The following is a 26119-nucleotide window of genomic DNA, read 5'->3' on the forward strand; positions in this document are numbered from 1 at the left end:
AAAATGCGATCGATATATATTTCAGGCTTAGCGGTATTAGCACTTACAGCTAACGCAACCGCTCAACGTGCCCCCGCTGGAGGTACCCCTCAGGCGCCCTCGGGTGGTAACACGACTCCCCAGACCCCTCAAGGAGGCAATAATCCGACCGCACCCGCGGGAGGCCAGAACCAACCGCAAAACCCAGGCACTAACCCGGGGACAGGAAACCAACAGAATCCCACTCAAAACCCCAATCAAAACCCGAAGCAAAATACCAATCCGCTACCGAACAATCAGAACTTTAATGCGCAACGGCCGTACAACTATCCGTTCTCGATTTACGGTATGAACGGCGTTTCGAAGTCTTTGAACCTCACCCAGGCACAAATGGACCGGCTGAACTCGCTCACCCAGAACACTCAAAATCGATTCAACCGCGATTTCTCCGGACTGAGCAATTTGAATGAGACCGAGCGAGCCAACCGAATGAATGAACTCAATCGCCAATATCAATCCGCCTGGATGAGTGGCGCTCGAGATATTTTTAATCAGAATCAATTCAATCGCTATCAGCAATTACACTATCAATACGGAGGCTTCAATACCTTGAATGACCCGGATATTCAGACGAAACTTAATCTGACTGCGCAACAGAAAAACAATCTTTCGAACTCCATCGATTGGAGTCGCCAGCAATTGCAGGAGATTCAACGCGTGGGCCAAAGCAATCCGGATCGTGGAAATGTTATGTATAGGGAATATCAGTCACAGTATCAAAATCGATTGAATCAGTTTTTAACCCCCGAACAACAAAAAGTCTGGCAACAACTTGTTGGAGAAAGTTATAACTTCCAACCGACTTTCAACAATACTAATCCCAATACGTCCCCGAATAACTCTAACAACTCTAATACGCCACCCAGGTAACTAATTATCAACATCTTGTCCGGACATTACAACTGTCCGGACTTTCTCATCCATTTCTCGATACATACACCCATTCTCGGCATATTAGTTGCGATGCATTTTCCAATTGAGAAACTCATTGGTTCAGGAGCCGAGTCGTGTACTCTCTATTACTAATTTCGCTGTTCAGTTTCGCTCAACAGGATGTTCAAATTTCCAAAACAGAAAAATATTATTTTGCGGTAATGTCCTGGGAATCGCAACCGTATGATCCGCTGAAAACCCATACCTTCGCTACGGTGATCCACATGAAGGACGGCAAGGCGGAACAGACGACGCTTTCCTGGTTTCCGGCTACCGAAGTAGTCCGACCCGTGCAAATACTTCCGGAAAAAGGAACTAATCTCAGTCTGGAAAAGTCCCTGGAATTTGCAACGCAAAACAAACTTCGAGTCAGTCTGTGGGGACCCTTCGAAGTCAGCGAAAAGTTCTATGACTCTTTCAAATTACATGTCGGTAAGTTTGATCGGGGAGAAGTCGCTTACCGCCCCTGCAGTGGAATTTCCGTGAATAAAGATTCCGTATTCGATTGCGCTCATGCGGTCGAGAATTTTTATCGAAAGGATCAATCTTTCATTGGACCGATGGGTTTTGGAGACGAAGTTTCCGCAAGAATCGCAACGGAATTATCTGGCGAGTATCTCGACGGAAAGAAACCTCATCCGGAAGTGCTGGAAAAGCTCGGACTGGACAAATACCCGTTTACCAAAAAGGATTTAATCCTTCCGACGGCCGTCGGGGAAGATATTAAAAAGCCCCGCCCCTGAGAAGCGCATAGAAGAGGCCTCGGCAAACGCCGAGGCCTCTGTGCCAATGATTCATCAGAAATTAAACCAACTCTCGAATCACCTGACTTTCGACAATATGCGTTGGCCGACCGGTGGGATCGAGCACCATGGTGCTATCCGGATCGATACCGATGGCCTTGTAAATTGTCGCGAATACTTCGCTATGCGTGACGGGACGATCTTTAGCGTTTTCACCGAGGCGATCCGTGGAACCGACTACTTGTCCGGTCCGTAAAGCCCCTCCCGCGAGAATAGCACTACAAACCTGCGGCCAGTGGTCGCGTCCCGCTTCCTTATTGATGCGCGGCGTTCTGCCCATTTCTCCCCAGGCAATCACTACCACATCATTCAGCATGCCACGCTGCTTCAAATCATCGGTCAGGGCCGACAGAGCTTGATCCAGCTTTCGACCATGATCTCGGACCAGGTCGAAGTTCTTGCTATGACTATCCCAGCGACCAAAAGACAGGGTCACGCAGCGGACGCCTGCTTCCACGAGTCGTCGGGCCAGCAGAACCTGGTCGTTCACCGTAGGGGCGCCATCGTATTGGAACTGGTAAGGTTTTCCGTCCCCGTATCGCTTGCGCGAGGATTCGGGTTCCTTGCTGAGATCCAGCGCATCCAATAGCTTGCTCGAGGTCAGCACATTCAGCGCTCTTTCGCTGGCGGCGTCCATCCCCCGGATGTTTCCACTGGCATCGATTTCGCGACGAAGATTGTCAAACGAAGTTAACAGTTCCTTGCGATCACCCAAGGATTGCTGATTGATCGTCGACAGTTTCATGTTCGCCAGGTCGGGCCCTTCCGGCTTGAAAGCGGCATACGGTGCCCCTAGGAAACCGGGACCGCCGCAATCCGACCAGGGAAGGTGAGCCGTCTTCGCGGCCAAACCGACGAAAGGAGGCACGCTCGGATCTCCCGGGCCTAGCACTTTGGACAATAAGGATCCCATGCTCGGCCATCCGCCGATATTGGCGTTTGCTCGAGGAGGTTTGCCCGTGGTGCACTGAATGGCGTCGTGTCCCCCGGTCGAACCGACGATCGAGCGAATAATCGCATAATCGTTCATTCGCTTGGCAATTTCGGGAAAACACTCGCCGATCTGGATGCCATTCACGGCCGTACTGATCGGTTTGAATTCTCCGCGAATCTCGCTGGGAGCTTCTGGCTTTAAATCGAACGTGTCCTGATGGGGTGGACCGCCGCCCAGGAAAATATTGATTACGGCTTTGGGTGAAGTCTGCTTTTGGCTGGCCTCAGCACGGAAAATATCCGCCAAGGTCAGATTTGTAGCACCAAAGGCAAACGCACCAATTTTCAGGAAGGATCTACGATTAACGCCATCGCAATATTTCTGCGGAGAACCGAATAGCGTAAGCATATTATCCCCTTGTAGAGTAAAGGGACGGTGGGAATTAACTTATGTATTTATAACTAACCGAACGAAATCGATCAAGGAGAATCCCGGGCAGGCGATCTTTTTACCGGGATCATGGCTAATTGTCGGCGAGCTACTATCCAATTATACACTGGCGGGCGCTATCAGCTCATTAATCCGGCGTAGAAATCCTGTGAGATCCTTCAGTTTCGACCCCTCTGCCAGCACGGCCTGATCGTACAGCAACCGGATCGTATCCTCCACTTTAGGATCGCTTGGATTGGCCGCGTAGACATTCTGCAGTTTTTTCACCACAGCATGATTGGGGTTCAACTCAAATATCCGCTTGGTGTTCAGTTCCCCATCCCCAATCCTACCCATTCGCTGCAGCAGCCTTTCGCGATTGGCAGTCAGCGCTCCGGCATCGGCAACGAGACAGGAGGCCGATTCGGAGAGGCGATTGGACAGACGCACATCCGAAATCTCGGCGACCTTTTCCTTGATCGTCTTGAACAGATCCTGGAAAGCGGCGGCGTCGGGTGCCGGTTCGTCGAGGTCTGGTAGAGTTCCCTGATCGACCGCCACCATTTTCTTACCTTTGAACTCGGTCAAATAGGTGATCATGTACTCGTCCATGTTGTTCGTCATCAACAGGACGTCGTAGCCTTTCTTTTTGAAGGCTTCGAGGAGAGGAGATTGAGCAAGAAACTCTCGAGTTTCACCGACCAGATAGTAAATGTCCTTCTGCGATTCCGGCATCTTGGAGACATAATCGCTCAGGGAAGTCAATTCGCCCGCCGGGGTATTCAAACTTTCGATCAAGAGCAGATCAGCCAGTTTTTCCTTGTTCGTCCAATCGTTGGCAATCCCCTCCTTGAGGAAGTCGCCGAACTGCTTGAAGAAGGGAATGTATTTATCCTTCTGGGTATTCTTCATACCCTCCAGTTCTTCGAGGATATGACGCACCAACCCCTTCTGCATCTTGTCCAGCACGGCGTTCTGCTGCAGCATTTCTCGAGAGATGTTCAAGGGCAAGTCGCCCGAATCGACGATTCCACGCACAAACCGCAGATAAGGAGGCAGCAACCCTTCGCACGAATCCATGATCAGGACGCGTTGAATGTAAAGTTGAACGCCTTTGGGTTCTTCCCATTGATAGGTCAAAGGCCGCTTGGCGGGAATGAACAACAGCACCTTGTATTGAAGGTTGCCTTCCACGTTGTAGTGGAGCACGCTCAGCGGTTTTTCGAAATCGCCGCTGATATTCTGGTAGAAGCTGTTGTATTCCTCTTCTTGAACTTCGTTTTTCGACTTCAACCAGAGTGCCGTGCGCGAATTTAGAGTCTCCTCTACCGGGCCCTTGTTTTCTTCCTGCTCGGCGAACAAAACGACTGGGAATTCGACGAAATCCGAGAATTTCTTCACCAGAGCGCTGATGCGATAAGGTTCGAGATACTCCAGGGCATCTTCCTTCAGATACAGAATGACGTCCGTACCCCGCTTGTCGCGAATCGTCGGTTCCACACTGAAGGTGCCCTGGCCGTCCGATTCCCAGCGTACCGCGTCTTTTTCTCCGGCCGCCCGGCTGAGAACGACCACTTTATCGGCAACCATGAACGAAGAATAGAAACCGACGCCGAACTGGCCGATGAGATCCGGCTTGCTGGAGGCATTCTGAGATTTCAGCGCTTCGATGAAGCCCCGGGTCCCCGATTTAGCGATAGTTCCGAGGTGTTCGACAATCGTTTCCCGGTTCATACCGACGCCGTTGTCGGAAATCGTCAGCGTTTTGGCGGCTTTATCGGGTGTAATCGTGATTTTCCAGTCCCGGTCGCCTTCCAGGAGGTCTTCCTTGCTCAGAGAATCGAAGCGGAGCTTGTTGATGGCATCGCTGGCGTTCGAGATCAATTCCCGGATGAAGATTTCCCGGTTGGAATAGAGCGAATGTGTAATCAGATGAAGCAGTTGTTTTAATTCTGTCTTGAATTCCATGCTGGATTTGGCTTCTGCAGTCATCGGTACGCGATCTCCCATCCAAAAAGGGTCGGAATACTTGTAACTCGTGTCAGGAACAACAAAACTATTCAATTCTCGTGCCGGGACTGGACGATGCCCTACGGAATACCCTAAAAAAATAGTAACTTAAAGCGAGAGGTAGCCATGCAAGTCGATATTAATGAAGTGACTGATCCCGATTTCAAGCCCGTTTCAACCTCCACTGCCCTTTTACTGTGGTTTTTCGTCTGTGTCGGGCTGCCGTTCATGATTTTGTCTGCATTCTGGGCCAACGGCTTCCTCGGATTCAAACTGTAATTCGGCGTTGTTATAGACTTCGGGTCGCTCCGTACGGGTCCGTTTAAACCGGTGCGACCTGAAAACAATTTTAAAATTTTCGCTCCCCCTGAAATTATTCACTCCGTCATCGCGGCAACTTCTGCCAACTTGGCAGTCTTGAACTGTCACTTTTCTGTTGCGTGGGAGTGGTTTTACTTTAAGATGGAGCGATGAACTCCCTCCTTTTTCTCGTTAGCGGCTTAACACTCTTTATGACCTCCGATAATTCGCTGCTGGAGAAGCTGCGCTACGATAGCACCGCGCACAAAACGCTTCCCTACAGATTCCTGAAACCGGCCCAGATCGAACAGGGCAAGAAGTACCCCCTGGTGATTTTTCTGCACGGGGCTGGGGAGCGCGGCACGGATAACGAAGCTCAGTTGAAACATGGGATTTCCAACTTTACCAGCAAGGAGAACCGGGAGAAACATCCTTGTTTCCTGATTGCCCCGCAGTGCCCGGAGGCTCGAAAATGGGTGGAAGTGGACTGGTCGGCCCGTACGCATCTGATGCCAGCGGAGCCGTCCGAACCGATGGGGGCTCTGTTGGAATTGATCGAAAAGACCATGAAGGATTATCCGATCGATCCCGAGCGCGTCTACGTCACCGGATTATCCATGGGCGGCTACGGCACCTGGGATCTGATGGCCCGACGACCGAAATTGATCGCGGCGGCGATACCGGTCTGCGGCGGAGCCGATGAGCATACTGCCGAGAAAATCCAACATATTCCCGTCTGGGTATTTCATGGGGATCAGGATACGGCGGTAGCTCCCCAAAGATCCCGAAATATGGTGGCGGCTTTGAAAAAGGCCGGTGGATCTCCAAAGTATACGGAGTATAAAGGGGTCGGCCACGATTCCTGGACCGCCACTTACAATAACGCCGACGTGATGCAATGGCTTTTCGCCCAGAAGAACTCCCCCAAATAAACCACCCTATGCTGGCAGAACTGAAGCTGCTTATCACTGCGGGTAATCCGATCATTACCATCGATACGCGTGAGGAGGAGCGGGCCGCCCAGATCGTCCGTAAAGTCGCCGAGGAGCTTTGCTTTCCCCTTTTCGAATGGGCGATCACCCGCGGCCTGCAACGCACCATCCCCACTGTCACGGAAACCGGAATCAAGCCCGGCAAAGCGCCGCCCGCCCTCGAATACATTCTCGACAATAAAGGGAATCGAGAGATTTATCTCTTTTACGAGTTGGCCGCCCACACCCGCGATCCCATCGTCGCGCGGCAGTTGCAGGAGATTTATAACCGATCGACCACGACGCTGATTCTTATCAATCGAGAATCCCTGCCCGAGACGATCAATCGAATGACTGTGCCGGTCACCTTGAAGCTGCCAGACGCCGGGGAGGTCGAGTTCTTAGTCAAAGAAACCTATCGTTCGCTGAAAGAAACCAGCTATGTGGAGATCTCTTCCTCGCTGACCAAGCGGGAAATGGAGCAATTGGTGCAGTCTCTTCGAGGACTGACCACTCTGGAGATCAATCGCATAATCCGGGCCTCCATTCTCGAAGACTACGCACTTTCCAGCGAAGATCTGCCACGAGTTGTAGAGATGAAGCGAAACCTGCTGAAATCGGCGGGTTGCCTGGAATCGATCGGCGTGAATTTTGCCCCCGAAGATATCGGCGGTTTAGCGTCTCTCAAAAAGTGGTTGAGCCGGCGGCGTGGCGGGATGTCTTCGAAAGCCAGAGCTTTCGGGCTCGATCCGCCGCGCGGCATCCTGCTGCTAGGTGTTCAAGGCTGCGGTAAAAGTCTCTGCGCGAAGATCGTCGCCGCCGACTGGGGCATGCCGCTGCTCCGCATGGATCCGGGGGTTTTGTATCAGAAATTTATCGGGGAATCGGAGAATCGGTTGCGGGAAGCCCTGGCCCAGGCCGAATCGATGGCTCCGGTAATTCTCTGGATCGACGAAATCGAGAAAGCTTTCGCCTCCTCTTCCAGCAGTTCTGCAGATGGCGGTCTATCGCAGCGGATGTTCGGCACGCTGTTGACCTGGATGCAGGATCACCGCAGCCCCATCTTCATGGTAGCCACGGCGAACAACATCTCCGCTCTGCCGCCGGAATTGATGCGCAAAGGCCGTTTTGATGAGATTTTCTTCGTCGATCTCCCAAACGATGCTGTCCGGCGGGACATCTGGAAAATTCACCTGCAGCGCCGCCAACGCGACCCGAAATCGTTTAATCTCGAAAGACTGGCCGCGAAAAGCGAAGGCTTCAGTGGAGCCGAAATCGAACAGGCAGTTATCAGCGGCATGTTCGTGGCGTTCGCCGAGCGTTGCGAACTCTCCGATGACTTACTGATCAAGGAAATTGAGACGACCCGGCCCTTGTACAAGATGATGAGCGGAAAAATCAACAAGCTCCGCCGCTGGGCGAAAAACCGCTGCGTCTCGGCAGAATGACTCCCGTTTGATCTTTCGATCGTATTCCTTTCGAATGAACCAGTTCTTCCAGTTGTAGTGCTCAAATCGACTGCATAAACCTGTCGGATTTCGCGGATTCCAATTGCTAAAACGACACAGATTACACAGAATAGGCAGTTCTCGCGGACTTTAGAGTTTGACTAACTGAAAAACGCGGAATTTCCGCTCTTTTTCACTAAGGCGAAACTTATTTTCAGTCCCGAATCAGCCGCTTTGAGATCCGGCAGAAGTTATTTGCGGCTGCAATAAATGGAATAGTAATTCTGGCGAATGAATCGGTAAACGCAGTACAATCGTCAAAATCGATATCTATTGCGCTACTGCGATTCTAGTGAGATCTGCATCTATGAAGCCATCCTCCGTTTTTCGCAAATTCATGATCGTCGTGGCGAGCATGGTTTGCGTCGGCTATCTGGTGTTCCGCGCGGCCTACACCTTCAATCATTCCACCAATTATGCCACCTTCGCGTCCCTGTTCCTCTACATTGGGGAACTGTTCGGCATCATTAACTTGCTGCTTTACTTCCTGCAGGTTTGGGAAGTGAAAGAACCGGCGGCCATGCCGGTGATCGAAGGGCGAACCGTCGATGTGTTCGTTCCGACATACAACGAGGATCCGCAACTTCTGCGAGCGACCCTCGAAGCCTGCGTTCGCATGGATTACCCGCACCGCACCTTCGTCCTCGACGACGGACGTAGGCCGGAAGTAGCGGCCCTCGCCCACGAACTCGGTGTGAATTACATCACCCGGCCCGATAATCGCCACGCCAAAGCCGGGAACCTGAATAACGCTTTCGAGCAGACCGACGGTGAATTCGTCATCATCCTCGATGCCGACCACGTTCCGGAACCTCACTTCATTACCCGACTGATTGGATACTTCGCCGACGAGCGAGTCGGTTTTGTCCAGACGCCGCACGCTTTTTACAACTTCGATTCGTTCCAGGCTCAGTTGAATCACAAATCGCGCAAGTACTGGGAAGAAGGCGATTTGTTCTACCGGGTGATCCAGCCTGGTCGTAATCACTGGAATGCCCCGATTTTCGCCGGTTCGGCGGCCATGTTCCGTCGGAGTTCGCTCAAGGATATTGGCTATATCGCCGTTGAAACGATCACCGAAGACCTGCACACCGGGATGCGTATGCACGCTCGGGGCTGGAAAGGAATCGCCATCACGGAACGACTGGTGGCCGGTCAGGCCGCTCCCGATATCACCACCTTCCATGCTCAACGCCTGCGTTGGGGTGAAGGTAACCTGTCGATCATGGCCTACGATCAACCGCTGACGATGCGCGGCCTGTCCATGCCGCAGCGGCTATGCTACTTCGGCTCGATGATTCACTGGGCGAGTGGTGTTTTCAAGCTCGCGATTTATATGACGCCGATTTTGATGCTCTTTACGGGCGTCCCGCCGGTGCGTGAATTCTCCTGGGAATTGGCCGTCGTTACCGTCGTTTACCTACTCGTTTCGCTGATGGCTTTGAAGATCGTCAGCAACGGCTACGGCTCGATCATCAATTCCGAACTGTTCTCGATGGTGAACTTCTGGACGCAGATCAAGGCGACTTTCCGGGCGATTTTCCGTCGCCGCTTCCAGCGATTCGTGGTGACGCCGAAGCGAGCCTCGGCCGGGCCTCGAACCGTCTGGCCTTACATTCGACCGCAGACTTACATCATCATCGCGGGTGTGCTCGCCTTGTTCTGGGGTTGGTCCCGACCGGCTCTGGGAATTTCCAATGACTATTACAAGTCCATGGTGCCGACGTTCTGGGTGCTGTTGCACATTTATTTTGCCTACCTGGTGACGCGCCGCGCCTTCTGGCCGGCGGATAAACGCTATGCTACCCGGCACGTTGTTCACCTTCCGGTGGAGTACGATTCGCTCGCGCATGGCGAAACTCGCTTTGGTGTGTCGGTCGATCTGAACGATTCGGGTATGTCTCTCATCGCCTACGAAAAACTGCCCACGGATCGGGAAATCCGCCTGATGCTACGCGGAGCGAGCGAAGTGTTAAAGTTGAAGGGGGAAATTCGCTCGGTCAACGAACTGGCCCGCGGGCGCGTTATTGATGGCTATCGTTATGGCATCGCTTTCAAGAACCTGACCACACCTCAGATCGATGCAATCAATCGAATTTGTCTCCAATATGCTGTGCCGCGCATGTACGCCGAGTACGACAAGGGGAACCGCAACACCCGCTGGAATCGCTTCGTCAACTGGCGCGATCGGGGTATGGCTCAGCGTCGCGGCAGCAATCGGTACCCGTATCACCTGCCACTGATCGTCAACCCCGGTACCAGCGAAGAGACGGCCTGTTACTCTTCAACCGAAGATATCAGCCGGGACGCTACCGCCACCTTCGTGGATGTGAACATCCCCGCCAATACAGTTGTCGGTTTCATGATGCCGACCCCACTGGGCGATGTTCGCGGCTTGGGACGCGTGGTTCGATCCTCGCCGCAATTCTTTGGCGGCCGAACCTACTATCGCTGCATCATGGAGTTTCAGGATTTTGAAGGCCAGGGACGAACCACTCTGCAATCGCTGGTAAATCCGGTCGAAACCGCCCATTTGAACGCCGTCCTGAAGCCGGATAAAAAGCCGATCATTCCCCGCATGGGCATTCCGATTCTGATCATCAGTCTGATTGCCATTCCGCTGATCATCGCTCAATTGGGTGTGTTCCGCGTAGTGCATCGCGACGACTTCAAGCTGCGGGAATTAATCCAGACCAAGCCGGATGACATCACCAGCATTCAGCAGCAGGAACTGGATCGTATTTACAACGACACCAAGAAAGATCCCTATCCGACGACGGATCGATTGGTTTTAATGCTGGAAGCACTTTCCAAGGTGGGACGACAGCGCGATCCCGAAGCGGCCAACATGGTCCGCGAGCTCGCCTCTCGCGACGAGAAGAATCTGGAATTGCGCAGCTCGGTGGTCGGAGCTATGGACCAGTTGCGTCTGCAGCAGGATGCCGAAGTGGAATATCAGAAACTTCAGGAACTGGAAAAACGGGGCGGTTTCAAAAATCGACCCGATCTGGTCAAGAAGTTCCATCTCGCCGGCGCCCGTGTGGCGTTCAAGAGCGGCAATTTCGCGTTGGCCGCGGAGCGATTCAAGGAAATCGCTGCCGGGGAACCGAATGATCTCGCTTTACGCCGAGAATGTGCCGGGGTGATGATCGAAGCCCGGCGCTACAAGGAAGCCGCCGACTTGCTCTTCGACACTCCCAATCTGGACGTGGAAGGCCGTCAGTTCCTGGTGGCCGCGCTAACGCTGGATAAGCAGTACGAAAAAGCCGAGGAAGAGGCCAAGAAACTGCTCGAACTCGCGCCGAACGATCCGAAGCACCAGGCGATCCTCGCGGAAGTTTACAGCGCTCGCAATTATCATCAGCAATCTCGAGTGATACTCGAAAAACTGCTGGCTCAGAACCCTAACGACACCAATATCCTGCTGAAATTGGCTCAAATCGATCTTTCGAGTCAACAGTGGGAAGATGCTCTGCTGCGTCTGCAATCGCTTATCGAAAATAATGAAACTTCAGCGCCCGTCGTCGAAGCCTGGGTCGATGCCGCTTCCAGCTATCCGAAGACACTCACCGAGAAGCAGAAGCAAACCGCCCTCATGATTTTCGATCGCGAGAGCAAGCAACCTTCGCCCAAGCCGGTGTTTCTGGCTCGACTCAGCTGGGTGCTACAACATCAACTGAATGAAATCGGTAAGTCGCGCACCATGCTGGAACATGCCCTTCGGATGGCCCCTTCCGATCAGACGGTGAAGGACCAGTTGGCCGGGGTGCTGATTAAAGCCGGCGAGTGGGAAGAAGCCATCAAGATCATGGGAGGCAGCAGTAATCTGGCCGCCCGCAAACTGATGGTGGGCGTCCTGATCAAGAAGGGGGAACTCGACAAAGCGGAGATGGAAGCCCGTTCGATTCTCGATCAGAATCGGGACGATATCGAAATCGAAAAACTGGTGGCCGACATTCACAGTTGGAAGAAGGAATTCGATAAAGCCCTGACTATGTACGAAAAGATGCGTGCGGCCAATCCGTCCGATCGCTCCATTCAGGCTCGAATCGCGGAAATCACGCTCTGGAAGGGCACAGATTATCCGGGAGCGCTGGCCAAGTACACGAAACTGCTGGAGGACGAATTCGACTTCCAGTTCAACCGCAAACAACCCACCCAACAGATTTGGGACGGTTTCATCGATGCGGCCTCCGGAGCCGCCAGCCTGGATGCCGCACAAACACGCATGGCACTGAAAGTCGCCAGCGCCAAGCTGAAGCTCGAAAAACCGGATCCCATCATGCTATCCCGCATGGCTTGGGTGCTGTTACGGTCAGTCGATTCGGGGGAGGCGCGGCAAGAAGCCGATAAGCTTCTGACCAAAGCTGTGGAAATGAAGCCGACCGATCCCGCAGTGAAAAGAGAGCTGGCAGGCGTGCTAGCCAAGGCCGAGAAATACGAAGAGGCCGTCAAGATGATGGAAGGCGTGCCCTATGGGGATTCCGATCGGATTACCCTCGCTTTCCTTTATTCCGGTTTCAAGAACTTCGACAAGGCCGAGGAGCAGATCAACGCCCTGCTTGCCAAGCAGCCAACTGATAAGAAGCTGCTGAAGATGAAGGCCGACCTGATGAGCTGGAAGGGAACACCCGCCGAGCAGGATAAAGCTCTCGCCGCCTTCGAACAACTCGTTAAGGATTTCCCCGACGATCCCGAATTCCCGGTTCGACAGGCCGAAATCGTTCTGTGGAAGAAGGAGTACGAAACGGCGCTCGGGAAGTTTCAAACCTTGCTCAACCAGTATCCGGACAACCCGAATATCTGGGCAGGTTTCGCAACCGCCGCGGCCAATATCAACCGCGAACTACCGGTAGATACGATCGCACTGGCCAAGCGCATTCTGGATCGCGCTTTAGTGACGGAACTTAAAAATCCGCTGCTCTATGCTCGAATGGCCATGCTTTCCACGAAATTGAAGGACGCAGCCAAAACCGAGATTTTCGTCAACCGAGCCGTTCAGAACAAGCCGACCGATTCCGTGGAACGGAAAGAACTGGCCGGCTTGCTGATGGGAATCAACCGATCCCGTGAAGCCGTGAAGATGTACGAAGGGCTGAAACTCAATATTGAAGACCGCAAGAACTACATTTACGCTGCCGCTTCGGCCGAGGATCTCAATACTTCGGCGAAGCAGGCCCGTTTGCTGGTTCAGGATGCCCCGAAAGATCGCGTGGCCCAACGCATTCTGGCCGATGTGCTGAGTTGGAAGGGCGATTTCCAGGAATCGCTGACAATTTACGAACGCCTCCTGCGAAGTTCCAAGGACGATAACACGCTGAAGATTGACGTTGCCAACGTCAATCTCTGGATGAACGCCTATCCCGAAGCCATGAAGAGATACCAGAATCTGCTTGGGGAGAAATTCGAACAGGCTTCGCTCTGGGAAGGCTTCATTGATGCCGCTTCCAGCGCCTCGCTTTCGGTTACACTTACCGAGGAGCAAAAACGGCTCGCCCTGCAGATTTACGATCAATGGTCGCGAATCGAAATTACCGATGCCTCTCGTTTGTCTCGTCTGGGTTGGGTGATGTATAAGGTGGGTGACCTGTCGAAAGCCTCGGCCACCATGGATCGCGCTTTGCGATTGAATCCGCCCGAACCGTCGGTCCGCAAAGAACTGGCGGGAGTGCTGGCGGCCCTGAAACGCAACACAGAAGCTCTGGCACTCGTGAAGGATCTGCCCAACCTGAACTTTGCCGAACGCAATACGCTGGCCACCTTGCTGAGTGCCAATAAACGCTTCGACGAAGCCGAGGCAGAATTGCGGACACTCGTCAAAGCCAAGCCGAACGATCCGGAACTGCGTCGCCAGTTGGCCGATGTATTGCTCTGGAACGGCCGCTATCAGGATGCCGAGGCGATGTACGCCAATCTTCTGCGGAATATGCCGGCCAACACCGACGTCAAACTGGTTGAGGACGTGCAACTGAAGTTGGCCCAGACCTCCTTGTGGGGCGGCAACGGACCTATCGCGGCAGAACGCTTCCAGGCTCTGATGAAGAAAGATGCCAACAATCCGGAATACATCGCCGGGTACATCGATTCGCTCTCGACGCTTAAGGATATTAGCGCTGATCAGGAAAAGGCGATTCGGACCATCAACGCCAAGATTCAAACGCTCAAGACCAGCGAGACCGATCCGCAACGCATCGCAGACGTTCAGAAACGGCTCCTGAGCAATATGGGCCGGATCATGGCGAAGTTGAGTCTGAAGTCACGCGACGGAGCTTTCGATAAAGCTCGTAGCCGACAGCTCTACATGCAGGCCATTGCCATGGATCCGCAATCCCGGGCTCTCTGGCAACGTTATGCCCAATCGTTGTTCGACATGCGGGAATTCGGCGAGGCCGATCAGATCCTGACGTCGATCATCGCCGGGGATGTTCCCACCCTGCCCAAAAACGGAAATTGATCCTTAAGCAATAATTCCTTGTCGGGCTTTCAGAGTTCTCGAGATCCGAAGACTCTGAAAGCCCTTCTTTTTTAGCCGGAGCGCTCACTTCGAACTAATCTTATAAGTGTGAATTCCTTCCTCTGAGATCGGCGATGACTACCTTTGCTCCCCTGCCCTTCGACCCGATTTTCAAACCCGCTCTCTGGGGCGGCCGAAAATTGAAACCGTTCTTCGGACTTCCCGCCACCGAGGAGGCTATCGGCGAGGCTTGGATTCTGTCCGATCAGGGGGATAACGCCAGCGTGGTGACTGACGGCCCCTGGCAGGGAAAAACGCTACGGGAACTCCTCGAAAGCCATCCGCACGAATTGATCGGCTCCTCCAAACTGCCTGGCGGCCGTTTTCCGATTCTGCTGAAATTGATCGATGCAGCGGACAAGCTTTCCGTGCAGGTGCATCCCACCGATGATTTATCGACTCGATTCCCTGCTCCCGACGGCAAGCCGCATCCGGGATTAGGTAAAACGGAAGCCTGGGTGATTCTGGAAGCCGCCAAGGACAGCGAGATCTACGCCGGTGTCAAGCCAGGTACAACAGCCGAGAGTATTCGCGACGATCTTAAAAAGGGTTCGATCACTAATTGGCTGCATGAATTCCATCCCAAGAGGGGTGACTGCCTGTTTCTGGAAGCGGGAACGGTACACGCCATCGGCAAGAAGATCTTTTTGTTCGAGATTCAGCAAACCAGCGATATTACTTATCGGTTGTTCGATTGGAATCGCGTGGATGCCAAGACGGGCAAGCCGCGCGATTTACATATCGAGCCGAGTCTGGCTTGCATCGATTATGCCCGAGGGCCGGTCGCACCTGTGGTTCCCAAACTGGAACTCGAGCAGGAAGGGACCTGCGAGCGATTGGTCAGCTGCCGGTATTTCGAGCTCTGGCGCTGGTCGATGCAGCAGGAATTCGCGGTCGGTGCCCCGGGCAAATGTCGCGTGGTGGTCTGTACGGGAGGAGCGGGAACGCTCCTTTCCAGCTCGCAGCAATTTGAGCTTAAACCGGGTTCGGTCTATTTGCTCCCGGCCGAATTAGGGGGAGTCTGGTGCATACCGGCGGGCACGATCGAGTTGATGGAATGCGGGATTCCGTGATACGGGATATAAGGAGTAGTGGAACGCGGTACGGAAGGATCCTTGGAAAAACACTCCATTCCCTAGTGAAAACGAGTTTTTTTGTTCCGGAAACTTTTTAGCAATGGCGGAGCCATTGCCACCCAAATGCAAACAAGCAAGTCAAAGCCCGTATCTATTTCAAACTCTCCAGAAACTCCACCAGATCCGCGGCCTGCTGCGGCGTTAAATCCCGGACCAGACCTTCAGGCATCAAGGAAATCGAACTGATCGCACTCTTTTCAATGTCCTGGGTAGCGATCGTCGTTTCCTGATTTTTCGCATCCTTCAAAGTAATCGAATTGCCAGATTTTCGGACCACCAGACCGCTAATCTGCTTCCCCTCCATCGTCGAAATTTGCAGCACCTGATACTCCTGCTCGATTCGTCGAGACGGCAAAAGGATGCTTTCCAGGAGTTCGGCTTTTCGACGCTTGGCGCCAATTTTGGTTAACTCCGGCCCGACATTTAGGCCTTTCTCGCCGATCTTATGACAGGAGATGCACTGCAAGGATTCTCGAAAGAAAAGAGCCTTGCCTCGCTCAACATCCCCTACTAATGCAAGAATTTTTTGAGGTTTCGGATTCGAACCCAGCTTGCGTTCTCCGGGTTCCAGCGGGAAATACCCCTCGAACAGATCTTTTACAAACCCATCGGAAGTTTGTCGAGCTTCATTCACCAAGCGCAGTCGTTGTTCCTTCGTGAAATCCTTCCAATTCAAAATCGCTTGTAATGCCGACGTGGAGTCCTGGGTGCCCGGCGCCGTAGTGGCTTGCTCGGATTTCAACGATTGGATCCAGGCCGCAACGAGACGAGCACCGGCCAGGTCGGGCCAATCACTGGCCAGATGCGGCATCCGGCCACTACCGAATTTCGATAGGCGGTAGGCCAAGATACTTTTCTCCGGATGTCCCGGATAAATCAGCTGACCCTCCTTGATATTGAAGCTGCCCTGCTGAGGAACAACTCCAATTGCTTTCATCTCCTCTTTTTTCATTTCCGCATTGAGCACTACTTGAACGGAACCGCCGCCGCCGAAGCGATGGCAATGGCCGCAGTTGGCGTGCAAATAGGCCCGGGCGCGCGCTTCCAGAGGTTCAGTTTCCGAGGCAGGGTTCGCTAAACGATTTGAAATCTTCAGCAATTCGGGCGAAGCCTGAGGGATATTTTTTCCCTGCTTGTCAAACCGCTTGAGTAAATCCAGCGAGCACAATTTTTTCAGTGATGTCTTTTGCAGTTGCGGAATCTGAAAACCGAGCGTGCCTTCCGCCCAGGAGTTGTGGCATTGCAGGCACTGGGCCCGGCTCAGATAGTTCCAGGTCAGCCTGCGTTTGGGATAGGGAAGTGAAGCATCGGTAATCTCGAAATCCTTATCGGCTCCCTCGCCCGAGACTAAATCGGCATCCGACTGATCGTCTCGCCAGGCATAGGAATAACCGCGGAATTGCTCTCCGTCGAAATGCAGCAGTTGTGTTTCTACACGCCGTCGGGTTTTCGGATTGCCAACCTCGGTTTCGAGAGAAATCGTTTTGACATAAACGGCATCCTTGGGCGGGTGCAGCTGATAGTTGTGCCAGACCACCTGGCCGGGGATGGGTCGCGGTTCATCGTACCAATTGATTGCACTAGCCCCGGGTAGAGCGACTAAGCGCTGAGCGGTGGCTCCATCCTGCCACTGGGGTGACTGGATCTCGAATTCATACACACCCTCGGACGGGATATGATTGGGAACATCTTTGAATAGTCCGCTGGCACTGAGTGTTCTTGGGAATTTCTTCCAGCTATCGCCCTCGACTTTATTGGCGGCGAGTGTGTAGAGGCCCCCATTATCGTAGTCGAGAACGTACACTTCACCGTCGCCATCTTCGCCGAAAGCCACTACGCGTATAGTCGGATCGGCAATCTCCTCCAATTTCTCAAGATTCATCCCCCGCACTTGCGCGGCCCAAAGCCTTTTGGTTTCCCAGTCGCCAAAGACATATTTGCCAAGCAACTGGGGGAACTTCTTGCCTCGGTAAACGTAACCGCCCGTGATGCTGGCGGCCATGGTGTGCGGCAACTCGATTACCGGAGGAATAATCGCCCCGGGGCCGCGCGGCCAGGAAGTATTGATGGGTTGGCTGGCTTCCATGATGCTCCAGCCGTAGTTGCCGCCGCGGGTGACTTTGTGAATCATCTCCCAGAGTTCCCAACCGACATCGCCGACCCACAACTCTCCTGTCTGCCTGTCGAAACTCATCTTCCAGGGATTGCGGAAACCGAAGGCCCAGATCTCCGGACGGATTTCTTTTCCGTCGTACTGTTTCTGACCGATGAAAGGATTGTCCTTGGGAATCGAGTATTTTTTGCCCTGCACCGGATGATGCACGTCGATGCGCAAAACGCAACAGAGCAGATCGGAATTGTCCTGGCCGGTCTTGTGGGAATCGGGTGGGCTGGGATCGGCCGAGTCGCCGGTAGAGATATAGAGGTAACCATCCGGCCCAAACTGCAGGCAGGCACCGTTATGGCCTCCTTCGAGATAAGTGATCAATATCTCTTCTGATTGCGCCTCGATCCTCGGCGTGGCTCCTTCTTTTAACGAGAAGCGGGAAACGCGAGTTCCCTCCGGCCAGTTCTTTACATCCCCATCGCCCTTGACCGTGTAGCTGAGATAGACGAAGTGATTGGTCGAAAACTTCGGATCGAAGACTATGCCAAAAAGTTGATCGACGCGCTTGGCTCCTTTCGTCTGAGCCATGGTCGTGCATTCTTTTCGCAAATCGATGAGGAGCTTCGGCTTGGCGTCTTGATCGGGGTTATAAGAGAAGACTTTGCCGTCCTGCTCGGTAACTACAGCGTGGCGTGTCCCCGGAATGAAAGTGACCGCGGTAGGATGGTAGAACTGGACCTCTTTTCCTACTCTTTCCAACTTAAATGGCGGCGGAGGCTCGGGACTGCCTTGAATGTGCGAAGACTGCCACGGCACGCGCTTAAGAGGTGCTGAATCGGCCCCCGCTACAGATCGTTCAATAGCAAATTGCTGCGCGATCAGGACAGCGATAAGAGTGACTAAGCCTGCGACGAAAGCTGTACGCATCTCAAAAGCCCGGAGAGAGGGGAATTTATCAATTACTGCGTAAACCCATGATAGGCCAAGATTAGACGGAAGTCCGCCGGGTTGCAACCGGAATCGGATGAGATTGCAGCCGGGATAGTGGGCGAAACGGCTATTTTTTCTTGCGGACGCGAATGACTGAGGGAGGTTTAGTCCCCTCCACCTTCTCCGGTTCGGGAGGCGTCGCCGCTTTACGGTCGGCGATCTCCATGAATCGACTCTGGCTGCGAAGCGGCGTCTCGCCTTCTTTCAATACAACTTTGCGGTAGGACCCATCGGGCATGAGTTCGCGGGCCTTAACGTTATCCGCCATCGTATAGGCCAGAATTTCATCGATCACCCGCTTCTTCAAATCGGGTTGTTCGATCGGGAAAACCACTTCCACCCGTCGGCTCAGATTGCGATCCATCCAGTCGGCGGAGCCGATATAGACCTGCGGATCGCCGCCATTGCCGAAATAGAAGATTCGCGAGTGTTCGAGGAATCGATCGACGATGGAGATGACTCGAATATTTTCGCTGACACCCGGTATTCCGGCACGTAAAGCGCATATTCCCCGGCAGGCGATATCGATCTTCACGCCGGCTTGGCTAGCACGGTAGAGAGCCTTGATCACGGCCGGTTCCAGAAGGCCATTGATTTTGACGCGAATCCGGCCCACTTTTCCCGATTTCTGGAATGCCGCTTCCTTGTCGATGCTTTCGATCATGAAATCCTGCATACGGGAAGGCGCGACGATCAACTTCTTCCAGTGCGGCAGTTCGCTATATCCGGTCAGGTAATTGAATAGTGCGGAGACATCCTCCGCGAAATCGGTGTTGCATGTGAAAAAGCCGAGATCGGTATAGAAGCGGGCCGTCTGAGGGTTATAATTGCCGGTCGAAAGGTGAACGTAGCGGCGAATACCGTCTTCCTCTTTCCGGACGACCAGGGCCACCTTACAGTGGGTCTTTAAGCCCACGAATCCGAAGACAACATGCACTCCCGATTTCTCGAGTTCGCGAGCCCAGAGGATATTGCGTTCTTCATCGAGTCTCGCCTTCAGCTCAATGACGGCGGTAACCTGCTTCCCCGCATCGGCCGCGCGTTGCAGGGCACGAACGATCGGCGAGTCGCTGCTGGTTCGGTAAAGGGTCTGTTTAATCGCAAGCACCCGTTCATCGGCTGCGGCAGCTTCAATGAAATCGACCGTGTGATTGAACGATTCGTACGGATGATGAACCAGGATGTCTTTGGCACGGATGGCCGCGAAGTGGTTAGCCGCCCGGGTGAAATCGGTAACAGACTGCGGCACGTGCTGCGGATCGCGGAGATTGGCGAAGCCAGGCAGCGAATAGATCTGAAACAGGCACGTCAGATCAATCAGGCCAGGTATGCGGTAAACATCCGCCTGCTCCAGGTGTAGAGCCGTAGTCAGGAACTGTTCGATCTCCGCCGGGCCGTCTTTTTCAATTTCCAACCGCACGGCATTACCCCGCCGTCGCTTCCGGACTTCTTCCTCGATCGCCTTCAGCAAGTCCTCGACTTCCTCGTCGTCGATTTCGTATTCGCTGTCGCGAGTCACGCGGAAGATCGTCGAATGATCGATCTGCATTCCCGGAAACAGCTCTTCCATATTTAGACGGATGACGGTTTCCAAGGGCAATAAAGCATAGCCGGTTTCGATCGGCAATGAGATGAATCGAGGTAGTACGGAGGGGACCTGAACCACCGCAATCTTCTTATCGGGATGTTTGGGTCGTTGTAAGACTACGGCGAGATTGAGCGACTTATTCAACAAGTGCGGGAAGGGATGACCGGGATCTACGGCGAGCGGCGTGAGTACGGGAAAGACTTCTTTCCGATAGTATTCCTGAACGAACTTCCGTTCGGCCTCGCTTAAATCCTGTTGCGTACGGATATGAACGCCCGCGGATTCCAGAGCGGGAAGAATCTCTTTCGACTTCACTTCATATTGAGTGTTCAGGCACTGCCGAACAATCTTGCCGATCTGCTCGAGCTGAATGCGCGGCAATAATTTATCGGCTCCGAAGGAGCGGTTGATCCCAGCCTGCACCTTACGCTGCAAACCGCCGACGCGAACCATGAAAAACTCATCGAGATTCGACGAATAGATGGCCAGGAATTTCAACCGTTCCATAACCGGAACGCTGGGATCCAGGGCTTCCTCCAGCACCCGCCGGTTGAACTCCAGCCAACTCCGTTCGCGATTGATGTAGAGGGAAGGATCATCCAGGCTCGACGGTGGTGTATCTATAATCGGAAGGGACATTTTTACGTTTCTATTAGAGAAGATGTCATGCTAGAAGTTTACGAATTCAACGCGGGTTTGGCGGCTCGGGCGCGCGGTTGATGCTTCCATCGCCGGTGCAACCAGAAGTATTGTTCGGGGTGACGTCGGATCAAGCGTTCCAACGATTTGTTGTAGCGCTCTGTCAGCAGCCGGACTCCATCGGGCAAATGGGCATACTGTCGCGGTTCGATGACATCCTCGACCTCCACGCAAAAGAAGAGCGGTTCCTTTATTCGCGGCACGCCCACGATCACCATTCGGGTATCGAACTCCATAGCCATCAGAGCCACCGCTTTGTGGGTGGAAGCGGGCCGGTTGAAGAAGTCGACGAAGAGACCTTTCTGTCCGGCATCCTGATCGCCCAGGGTGGCAAGTTTGCCTCCGGCGCCCAAAATTTCTGTGATGCGATCGAAATCTCCCTTCTTGGCCAGGATGGTCTGGCCGGTTTTTTGACGGAACTTTTTCAAGTAGACTTCGAGATAAGGGTTATCGAGCGTCCGGGCGATTGCGTAGCTTTTCAATCCCAGCAGGCCGAGCACATAACCGGCAATTTCCCAATTGCCGTAATGGGCCGTTACCAAAAGTACCGGCTTTTTCGGCTCGATCAGATCGCAAAGGATATCGGTCGGGATTTTCAGTTGAATGTACTTGATCCAGTTATGGACGTGGAGCTTGCGGCTGAAGACGATCATTTCCACCAGCATCAGGCAGAGATGCCTATAAACTTTTCGCACGAGTTTTTTTCGTTCGTCCTCCGATAATTCGGGTAGTGCATACCGGAGATTTTCCAGGGCCACGAGCCGGTGCCGCTTATCGGCGAAATGCAGGAATTGAGCCAGGATTTTGGCAAACGCCATGCTAATCGATAGTGGTACGGCCTGAATGACACCGATCACCACGCGGACGGCCAGATAAACCAGCCAGTCGACCCAGAGCGACCGAACTTTCGCAGCCATAACACCTTCCGTGGATATTCGAAACTCGCTACTTCATTTCGACGACACGTCCTGTTCGCATCGATTCATAGATGGAACAGATCAAAGCGACCGCCTTGCGCCCTTCGGCTCCATCTACCTGGGGTCTGCCGTTTGTTTCGATGGCCCGCACGAAATCAGCTAACTGGCGAGCATGCCCCTGATGCGAGATGGCTTTAGGATCGGCCGAACCGCCCGATGCGCCCAACTTCACGGCAAATTTCGCTTTGATGAAATCATCTTCCGGAGTGGGCGGGTTGAAGTCCCATCTGAGGATGTCTTCCTGCTCGATCGCCGCACTGCCCCGATTGCCATGGATCGCGATAGTTTTGGGAAGACCGGGATAAACGGAAGTCGCTGCCTGAATGACCCCGAGTGCTCCGTTGCGAAAACGCAGACAGGCCACGGCGGTATCCTCGACCTCAATGCGTTCGTGAGCCAGAGTGGCCGTGAAGCCGGAGACGTGAGTCGCATCCCCCATCATCCAGAGCAGAAGATCGACATTGTGGATCGCCTGATTCATGAGGGCGCCGCCGCCATCGAGTGTCTGAGTTCCTTTCCAGCCTCCCTCATCATAATAAGCTTGGGAACGCCACCATTTGCAAGTTGTTTCACCCAGTGTGAGTCGGCCGAAACGCCCCGCCGTCACGGCATTCTTCAGAGCCATGTTGGCATCATGGAAGCGCGAGGGGAAAATTGTGCAGAGGAGCACGCGGTTTTTGCTGCAGGCGTCGATGATGCGATCGCAACGCTCCGGCGTAATTTCCAGTGGCTTCTCGACGATAACGTGCTTGCCAGCTGCAGCGGCCAGGATTGCAGATTCCAGATGGGCGCCGCTGGCCGTGCAGATGATGACGGCATGAACATCGGTACGGGTCAGCATCGACTTGATATCGGCGAAAATCGGGCAGGGAGACAGGCCGGTTTCTTGTAGGAGTTTCTCGGCGTTAGCTGGATTCCGACTGACGAGAGCCGCCAAACGGGTGCCGGGTATTTCAGCTAGCGCCCGGGCGTGAAAACGAGCAATCATCCCGCAGCCCACAATCGCAAATCCCAAAGCGGACATAACGGCCCTTAATCACTTCTGAAGATGCGGCCAGGAACGGACCAGATATTGAACACCACTGCCAATGGTGGCCAGGATCGTAACGTAAATCAAGACAATTTGAATGCCGACCAGGAATTCGATATCGCTTCCGGCAATTCCCAGAAAGAAGAGCAGGTAACCGAATAAAATACACTGCAGGAACATTTTCAGCTTACCAAACCAGTCGGCACCGAATTTCACACCTAACGATTCCATGTAGCCGCGCAAACCGGTGATCAAAAATTCCCGGGCGAGCATCGCGGCAACCATCCAAGCCGATAGTCGACTTTCCGGTTTGGTCATCAGGAAAACGAATCCTCCCAGAATCATGACTTTGTCGATCAGCGGATCGGCCGCCCGGCCAAAAGGCGTACCCTGATCGTAACGTCGGGCCCACCAGCCATCGAGCCAGTCGGTAAGCGAAGCCACGACAAAGAATCCTAACGCCCACCACCAATAATCGAGTTGAATGGCGACAAAAATCAATGCCGAGAGCGGCAATCGACTGAGAGTGAGTAGGTTAGGAACGTTCCAGAGGGGTGAAACCATGGTTTTTTACCGGGGAGTTCCCACTGCCCGTGCTGCCAGATCGTAACCATCCGCGGCCGTGACTTTCACCTGGACGATATCGCCGGAACGAAGGTTTTTGCCCTTCACACGAACCATGCCATCAATCTCCGGCGCATCGGCATGGCTGCGAGCCAGCCAGTGATTCGGAACTTCGGGATCTGCCCCATCGATAATCACTTCGATTTCCCGACCGGTCTGCCGTTCGCTCCACGCGAAAGCCACAGCTTGCTGAGTTTCCATCAGGCGATTGTAGCGATCCTGTTTCACTTCTTCAGGCATATGCCCATCGAGTTTGACGGCGGGCGTGTCGGGTTCGAAAGAATAGGTGAAAACGCCCGCCCGTTCGAAAGCCATATCCTTTACGAAATTTCTGAGCTCTTCAAATTCCGCCTCGGTTTCGCCGGGGAAACCGACGATGAAGGTGGTCCGAAAGTTCAGTAAGGGAATTTCTTTGCGCAGCTGACCGATCAGCTTTTCGGTGGAAGCTCGATTTACCCGGCGCTGCATCCGTTTTAAAACTCGGTCGTTGATGTGCTGCAACGGCATGTCGATATAAGGAATCACTTTTTCCGAACTCGAAAGTGTCTTCAGCAATTCGCTGGTGATATGCTCGGGATAGGCGTAGAGCACACGGATCCACTCAAGACCGTCGACTTTGTTTAATTCCCGCAATAACTGCGCGAATCGCACTTCGCCGTAGAGATCCATGCCGTAATAGGTACTATCCTGGGCGACGATCAGCAGTTCCCGCACCCCATCCGCCGCCAGTTCGCGGGCTTCCGCCAGAACTTCCTCCATCGGTTTGGTAGCGTGCTTACCCCGCATCTTGGGAATCGCACAGAATGTGCAAAGCCGATCGCACCCTTCGGAGATTTTCAGGTAAGCGTAATGGCGGGGAGTGATGCGAAGCCGGGCCGTGTCATTCAGTGCTCGGACAGGGGCCGGTTTGAACCAGGCCCGCTGTTCCTGTTGGTGCTCTACGGCACGATCGACCGCTTGAACGATCTCTTCCCGGCCGAAGACGCCGACGATCTGATCGACCTCCGGAACTTCTTGCAGAAGCATATCCTTCTGCCGCTCAGCGAGGCACCCGGCAACCACCACCGAGCCGACTTTCCCCTGCTTCTTGAGATCAAGCATCTCGCGGATGACACTTAGTGATTCCTGACGGGCTGATTCGATGAAGCCGCAAGTGTTGATCACAACAACGCTCGCCCCATTCGCATCTGGCTGCAGAGCATAGCCATCCTGGGCGAGTTTTCCCAGCATGCGCTCGCTGTCGACGAGATTTTTGGGGCAACCCAGCGAAACGAAAGCAAAAGACTTTTCGGTAGTAGGCAGAGAAACACTCATTAAACACGCTCAGATCGTTATAATCACCAACTCTTTATCATATGAAAAAGAATTCGGATTTCGTAGGCGAACTCAGCCATTTATAATAGGCACTGGTCCGATGCGAATTCCGCTGGTGGGTGGTTCCGTGGTACGAATTTATTTTTCTTTGCTGATGCTGCTGGCAATTCCAACGACGGATCGGGCGGCCGATCCGGAAGAGTTCGAGATCGCTGTGGCGCGCGGCTTGGAATTCTTGCGATCCAGCCAAATGATCAATGGCTCCTGGATGGCGGGCAACCAATCCCGAGATCCGTCGATCACGGCACTTTGCACGATGGCGTTTCTATCCGCAGGCCATGTGCCCGGGGAAGGCAAGTACGCTCAAACCGTGGAAAAAGGGATCGACTATATTCTCGCCTGTCAGCAAAAATCGGGTTTATTCACCTTCCCGAACGGTCAGAAAAACAATTTCGAAATGTACTGCCACGGCATCTGCACATTAACTCTGGCGGAATGCGTGGGGATGTTGCCCGATGACACGCGATCGAAACAACTACGACAGGCGGTGGAAAAAGGGGTGAAGATCATTCTGCAGGGGCAAAGGAAGCAGAATGGCCCGGAACGGGGCGGCTGGCGATACATGGTCAACGGCACCGACAGCGATCTGAGCGTAACCGGTTGGCAGTTGATGGCGTTAAGAGCGGCCAAAAATATCGGCTGCGATGTGCCGGGTGAAGTGATCGAAGAAGCAATCGAATATATTCGCCGTTGTCAGGATCCGCAGACAGGAGGCTACCGCTATCAGCCGCACAATCAGGTGACGATTGCCTGCACGGGGACGGCGATACTTTCTCTGGAACTGAGCGGCAAAGAATATCATCGATCCAAGGAGGCGATTCAGGCCGGGAATTTTCTCTTGCGGCGCGATAACCAACTGGTACCCAATCGGGTGCACTTTTTCTACGGCACTTACTACACGACCCAAGCGATGTTTCAGCTGGGGGAAAACTACTGGGAACTGCATCGAAGCGGACTTCATCAGCTTCTGTTGAAGCATTTGCCGCAGAGAAATAACGGGGGTTGGTATAGCCTGGCGGCCGACGATAATCTGTTTGGGCCGAACTACTGCACGGCCATGGCCGTCTTGAGTTTAACGGTGGAGTTTCGCTATTTGCCGATCTATCAACGCGGCGAGGACAAGTAACTATTTCTTTGCGGGCGCTTCCGAGGG

16 protein-coding genes are annotated in these 26119 nt (G+C 53.6%); 8 read left to right on the forward strand and 8 right to left on the reverse strand.

The features are described from left to right. Positions 1-3 precede the first annotated feature (3 nt). The gene (locus KIH39_RS13820) at positions 4-909 is read left to right on the forward strand and encodes a hypothetical protein (protein WP_213493829.1); all 906 of its coding nucleotides are present in this window, start codon (positions 4-6) and stop codon (positions 907-909) included. A gap of 137 nt (positions 910-1046) precedes the next feature. Next, a complete protein-coding gene (locus tag KIH39_RS13825) occupies positions 1047-1715 on the forward strand; it encodes a hypothetical protein (protein WP_213493830.1) in 669 nt (222 codons plus the stop codon). Positions 1716-1776: 61 nt separating this feature from the next. On the opposite strand, the gene KIH39_RS13830 is transcribed toward KIH39_RS13825, so the two are convergent. After that, the gene (locus KIH39_RS13830; protein WP_213493831.1) at positions 1777-3117 is read right to left on the reverse strand and encodes a DUF1501 domain-containing protein; all 1341 of its coding nucleotides are present in this window, start codon (positions 3115-3117) and stop codon (positions 1777-1779) included. A 141-nt stretch (positions 3118-3258) separates the two neighbouring features. After that, positions 3259-5130 carry a molecular chaperone HtpG gene (gene htpG, locus KIH39_RS13835; RefSeq protein ID WP_213493832.1) on the reverse strand — a complete coding sequence of 624 codons (1872 nt, stop codon included), beginning with the start codon at positions 5128-5130 and terminating at the stop codon, positions 3259-3261. Between the two features lie 144 nt (positions 5131-5274). Here htpG and KIH39_RS13840 point away from each other — a divergent pair, with 144 nt between their 5' ends. From KIH39_RS13840 to KIH39_RS13860, 5 genes are all read left to right on the forward strand, one after another. Beyond that, positions 5275-5427, forward strand: a complete 153-nt coding sequence (locus tag KIH39_RS13840; RefSeq protein ID WP_213493833.1) for a hypothetical protein — start codon at positions 5275-5277, stop codon at positions 5425-5427. A 191-nt stretch (positions 5428-5618) separates the two neighbouring features. After that, positions 5619-6380 carry a carboxylesterase family protein gene (locus KIH39_RS13845; protein ID WP_213493834.1) on the forward strand — a complete coding sequence of 254 codons (762 nt, stop codon included), beginning with the start codon at positions 5619-5621 and terminating at the stop codon, positions 6378-6380. An 8-nt stretch (positions 6381-6388) separates the two neighbouring features. Then, positions 6389-7867: an AAA family ATPase gene (locus tag KIH39_RS13850; RefSeq protein WP_213493835.1), complete on the forward strand. Its 1479-nt coding sequence runs from the start codon at positions 6389-6391 to the stop codon at positions 7865-7867. A gap of 367 nt (positions 7868-8234) precedes the next feature. Continuing rightward, positions 8235-14381 (forward strand): tetratricopeptide repeat protein, encoded by a 6147-nt coding sequence (locus KIH39_RS13855; RefSeq protein ID WP_213493836.1) that lies wholly within the window; start codon positions 8235-8237, stop codon positions 14379-14381. 134 nt (positions 14382-14515) lie between these two features. Next, complete coding sequence (locus KIH39_RS13860) at positions 14516-15514, forward strand: type I phosphomannose isomerase catalytic subunit (protein WP_213493837.1); 999 nt, start codon at positions 14516-14518, stop codon at positions 15512-15514. Positions 15515-15668: 154 nt separating this feature from the next. On the opposite strand, the gene KIH39_RS13865 is transcribed toward KIH39_RS13860, so the two are convergent. The 6 genes from KIH39_RS13865 to rimO all read right to left on the reverse strand — a co-directional run bounded on the left by KIH39_RS13865 (position 15669) and on the right by rimO (position 24906). Then, on the reverse strand, positions 15669-18611 hold the full coding sequence (locus KIH39_RS13865; RefSeq protein WP_213493838.1) for a PQQ-dependent sugar dehydrogenase: 2943 nt from the start codon (positions 18609-18611) through the stop codon (positions 15669-15671). A 130-nt stretch (positions 18612-18741) separates the two neighbouring features. Next, positions 18742-20901, reverse strand: a complete 2160-nt coding sequence (gene ppk1 / locus KIH39_RS13870) for a polyphosphate kinase 1 (protein WP_213493839.1) — start codon at positions 20899-20901, stop codon at positions 18742-18744. Positions 20902-20939: 38 nt separating this feature from the next. Then, entirely contained in the window at positions 20940-21878 is a 939-nt protein-coding gene (locus KIH39_RS13875; RefSeq protein ID WP_213493840.1) for a lysophospholipid acyltransferase family protein, read from the reverse strand. A gap of 28 nt (positions 21879-21906) precedes the next feature. Then, positions 21907-22962, reverse strand: coding sequence for a Gfo/Idh/MocA family protein (locus KIH39_RS13880; RefSeq protein ID WP_213493841.1), 1056 nt, complete (start codon positions 22960-22962; stop codon positions 21907-21909). Positions 22963-22974: 12 nt separating this feature from the next. Next, complete coding sequence (gene pgsA, locus KIH39_RS13885; protein ID WP_213493842.1) at positions 22975-23532, reverse strand: CDP-diacylglycerol--glycerol-3-phosphate 3-phosphatidyltransferase; 558 nt, start codon at positions 23530-23532, stop codon at positions 22975-22977. Positions 23533-23538: 6 nt separating this feature from the next. Further along, positions 23539-24906: a 30S ribosomal protein S12 methylthiotransferase RimO gene (gene rimO, locus KIH39_RS13890; protein ID WP_213493843.1), complete on the reverse strand. Its 1368-nt coding sequence runs from the start codon at positions 24904-24906 to the stop codon at positions 23539-23541. A gap of 100 nt (positions 24907-25006) precedes the next feature. On the opposite strand from rimO, the gene KIH39_RS13895 reads away from it, so the two are divergent. Continuing rightward, positions 25007-26092: a prenyltransferase/squalene oxidase repeat-containing protein gene (locus KIH39_RS13895; protein WP_213493844.1), complete on the forward strand. Its 1086-nt coding sequence runs from the start codon at positions 25007-25009 to the stop codon at positions 26090-26092. Positions 26093-26119 lie beyond the last annotated feature (27 nt).

The sequence above is a fragment of the Telmatocola sphagniphila genome (assembly GCF_018398935.1).
Taxonomy (GTDB): Bacteria; Planctomycetota; Planctomycetia; order Gemmatales; family Gemmataceae; genus Telmatocola; species Telmatocola sphagniphila.

Bases quoted from the DNA above. Each gene is read 5' to 3' on its own strand.
- ppk1 (WP_213493839.1), bottom strand. From the start codon at position 20,901: ATGTCCCTTCCGATTATAGATACACCACCGTCGAGCCTGGATGATCCT.
- rimO (WP_213493843.1), bottom strand. From the start codon at position 24,906: ATGAGTGTTTCTCTGCCTACTACCGAAAAGTCTTTTGCTTTCGTTTCG.
- KIH39_RS13875 (WP_213493840.1), bottom strand. From the start codon at position 21,878: ATGGCTGCGAAAGTTCGGTCGCTCTGGGTCGACTGGCTGGTTTATCTG.
- KIH39_RS13840 (WP_213493833.1), top strand. From the start codon at position 5,275: ATGCAAGTCGATATTAATGAAGTGACTGATCCCGATTTCAAGCCCGTT.
- KIH39_RS13850 (WP_213493835.1), top strand. From the start codon at position 6,389: ATGCTGGCAGAACTGAAGCTGCTTATCACTGCGGGTAATCCGATCATT.
- KIH39_RS13830 (WP_213493831.1), bottom strand. From the start codon at position 3,117: ATGCTTACGCTATTCGGTTCTCCGCAGAAATATTGCGATGGCGTTAAT.
- KIH39_RS13865 (WP_213493838.1), bottom strand. From the start codon at position 18,611: ATGCGTACAGCTTTCGTCGCAGGCTTAGTCACTCTTATCGCTGTCCTG.
- KIH39_RS13820 (WP_213493829.1), top strand. From the start codon at position 4: ATGCGATCGATATATATTTCAGGCTTAGCGGTATTAGCACTTACAGCT.
- KIH39_RS13880 (WP_213493841.1), bottom strand. From the start codon at position 22,962: ATGTCCGCTTTGGGATTTGCGATTGTGGGCTGCGGGATGATTGCTCGT.
- KIH39_RS13860 (WP_213493837.1), top strand. From the start codon at position 14,516: ATGACTACCTTTGCTCCCCTGCCCTTCGACCCGATTTTCAAACCCGCT.
- KIH39_RS13855 (WP_213493836.1), top strand. From the start codon at position 8,235: ATGAAGCCATCCTCCGTTTTTCGCAAATTCATGATCGTCGTGGCGAGC.
- KIH39_RS13845 (WP_213493834.1), top strand. From the start codon at position 5,619: ATGAACTCCCTCCTTTTTCTCGTTAGCGGCTTAACACTCTTTATGACC.
- KIH39_RS13895 (WP_213493844.1), top strand. From the start codon at position 25,007: ATGCGAATTCCGCTGGTGGGTGGTTCCGTGGTACGAATTTATTTTTCT.
- pgsA (WP_213493842.1), bottom strand. From the start codon at position 23,532: ATGGTTTCACCCCTCTGGAACGTTCCTAACCTACTCACTCTCAGTCGA.
- htpG (WP_213493832.1), bottom strand. From the start codon at position 5,130: ATGACTGCAGAAGCCAAATCCAGCATGGAATTCAAGACAGAATTAAAA.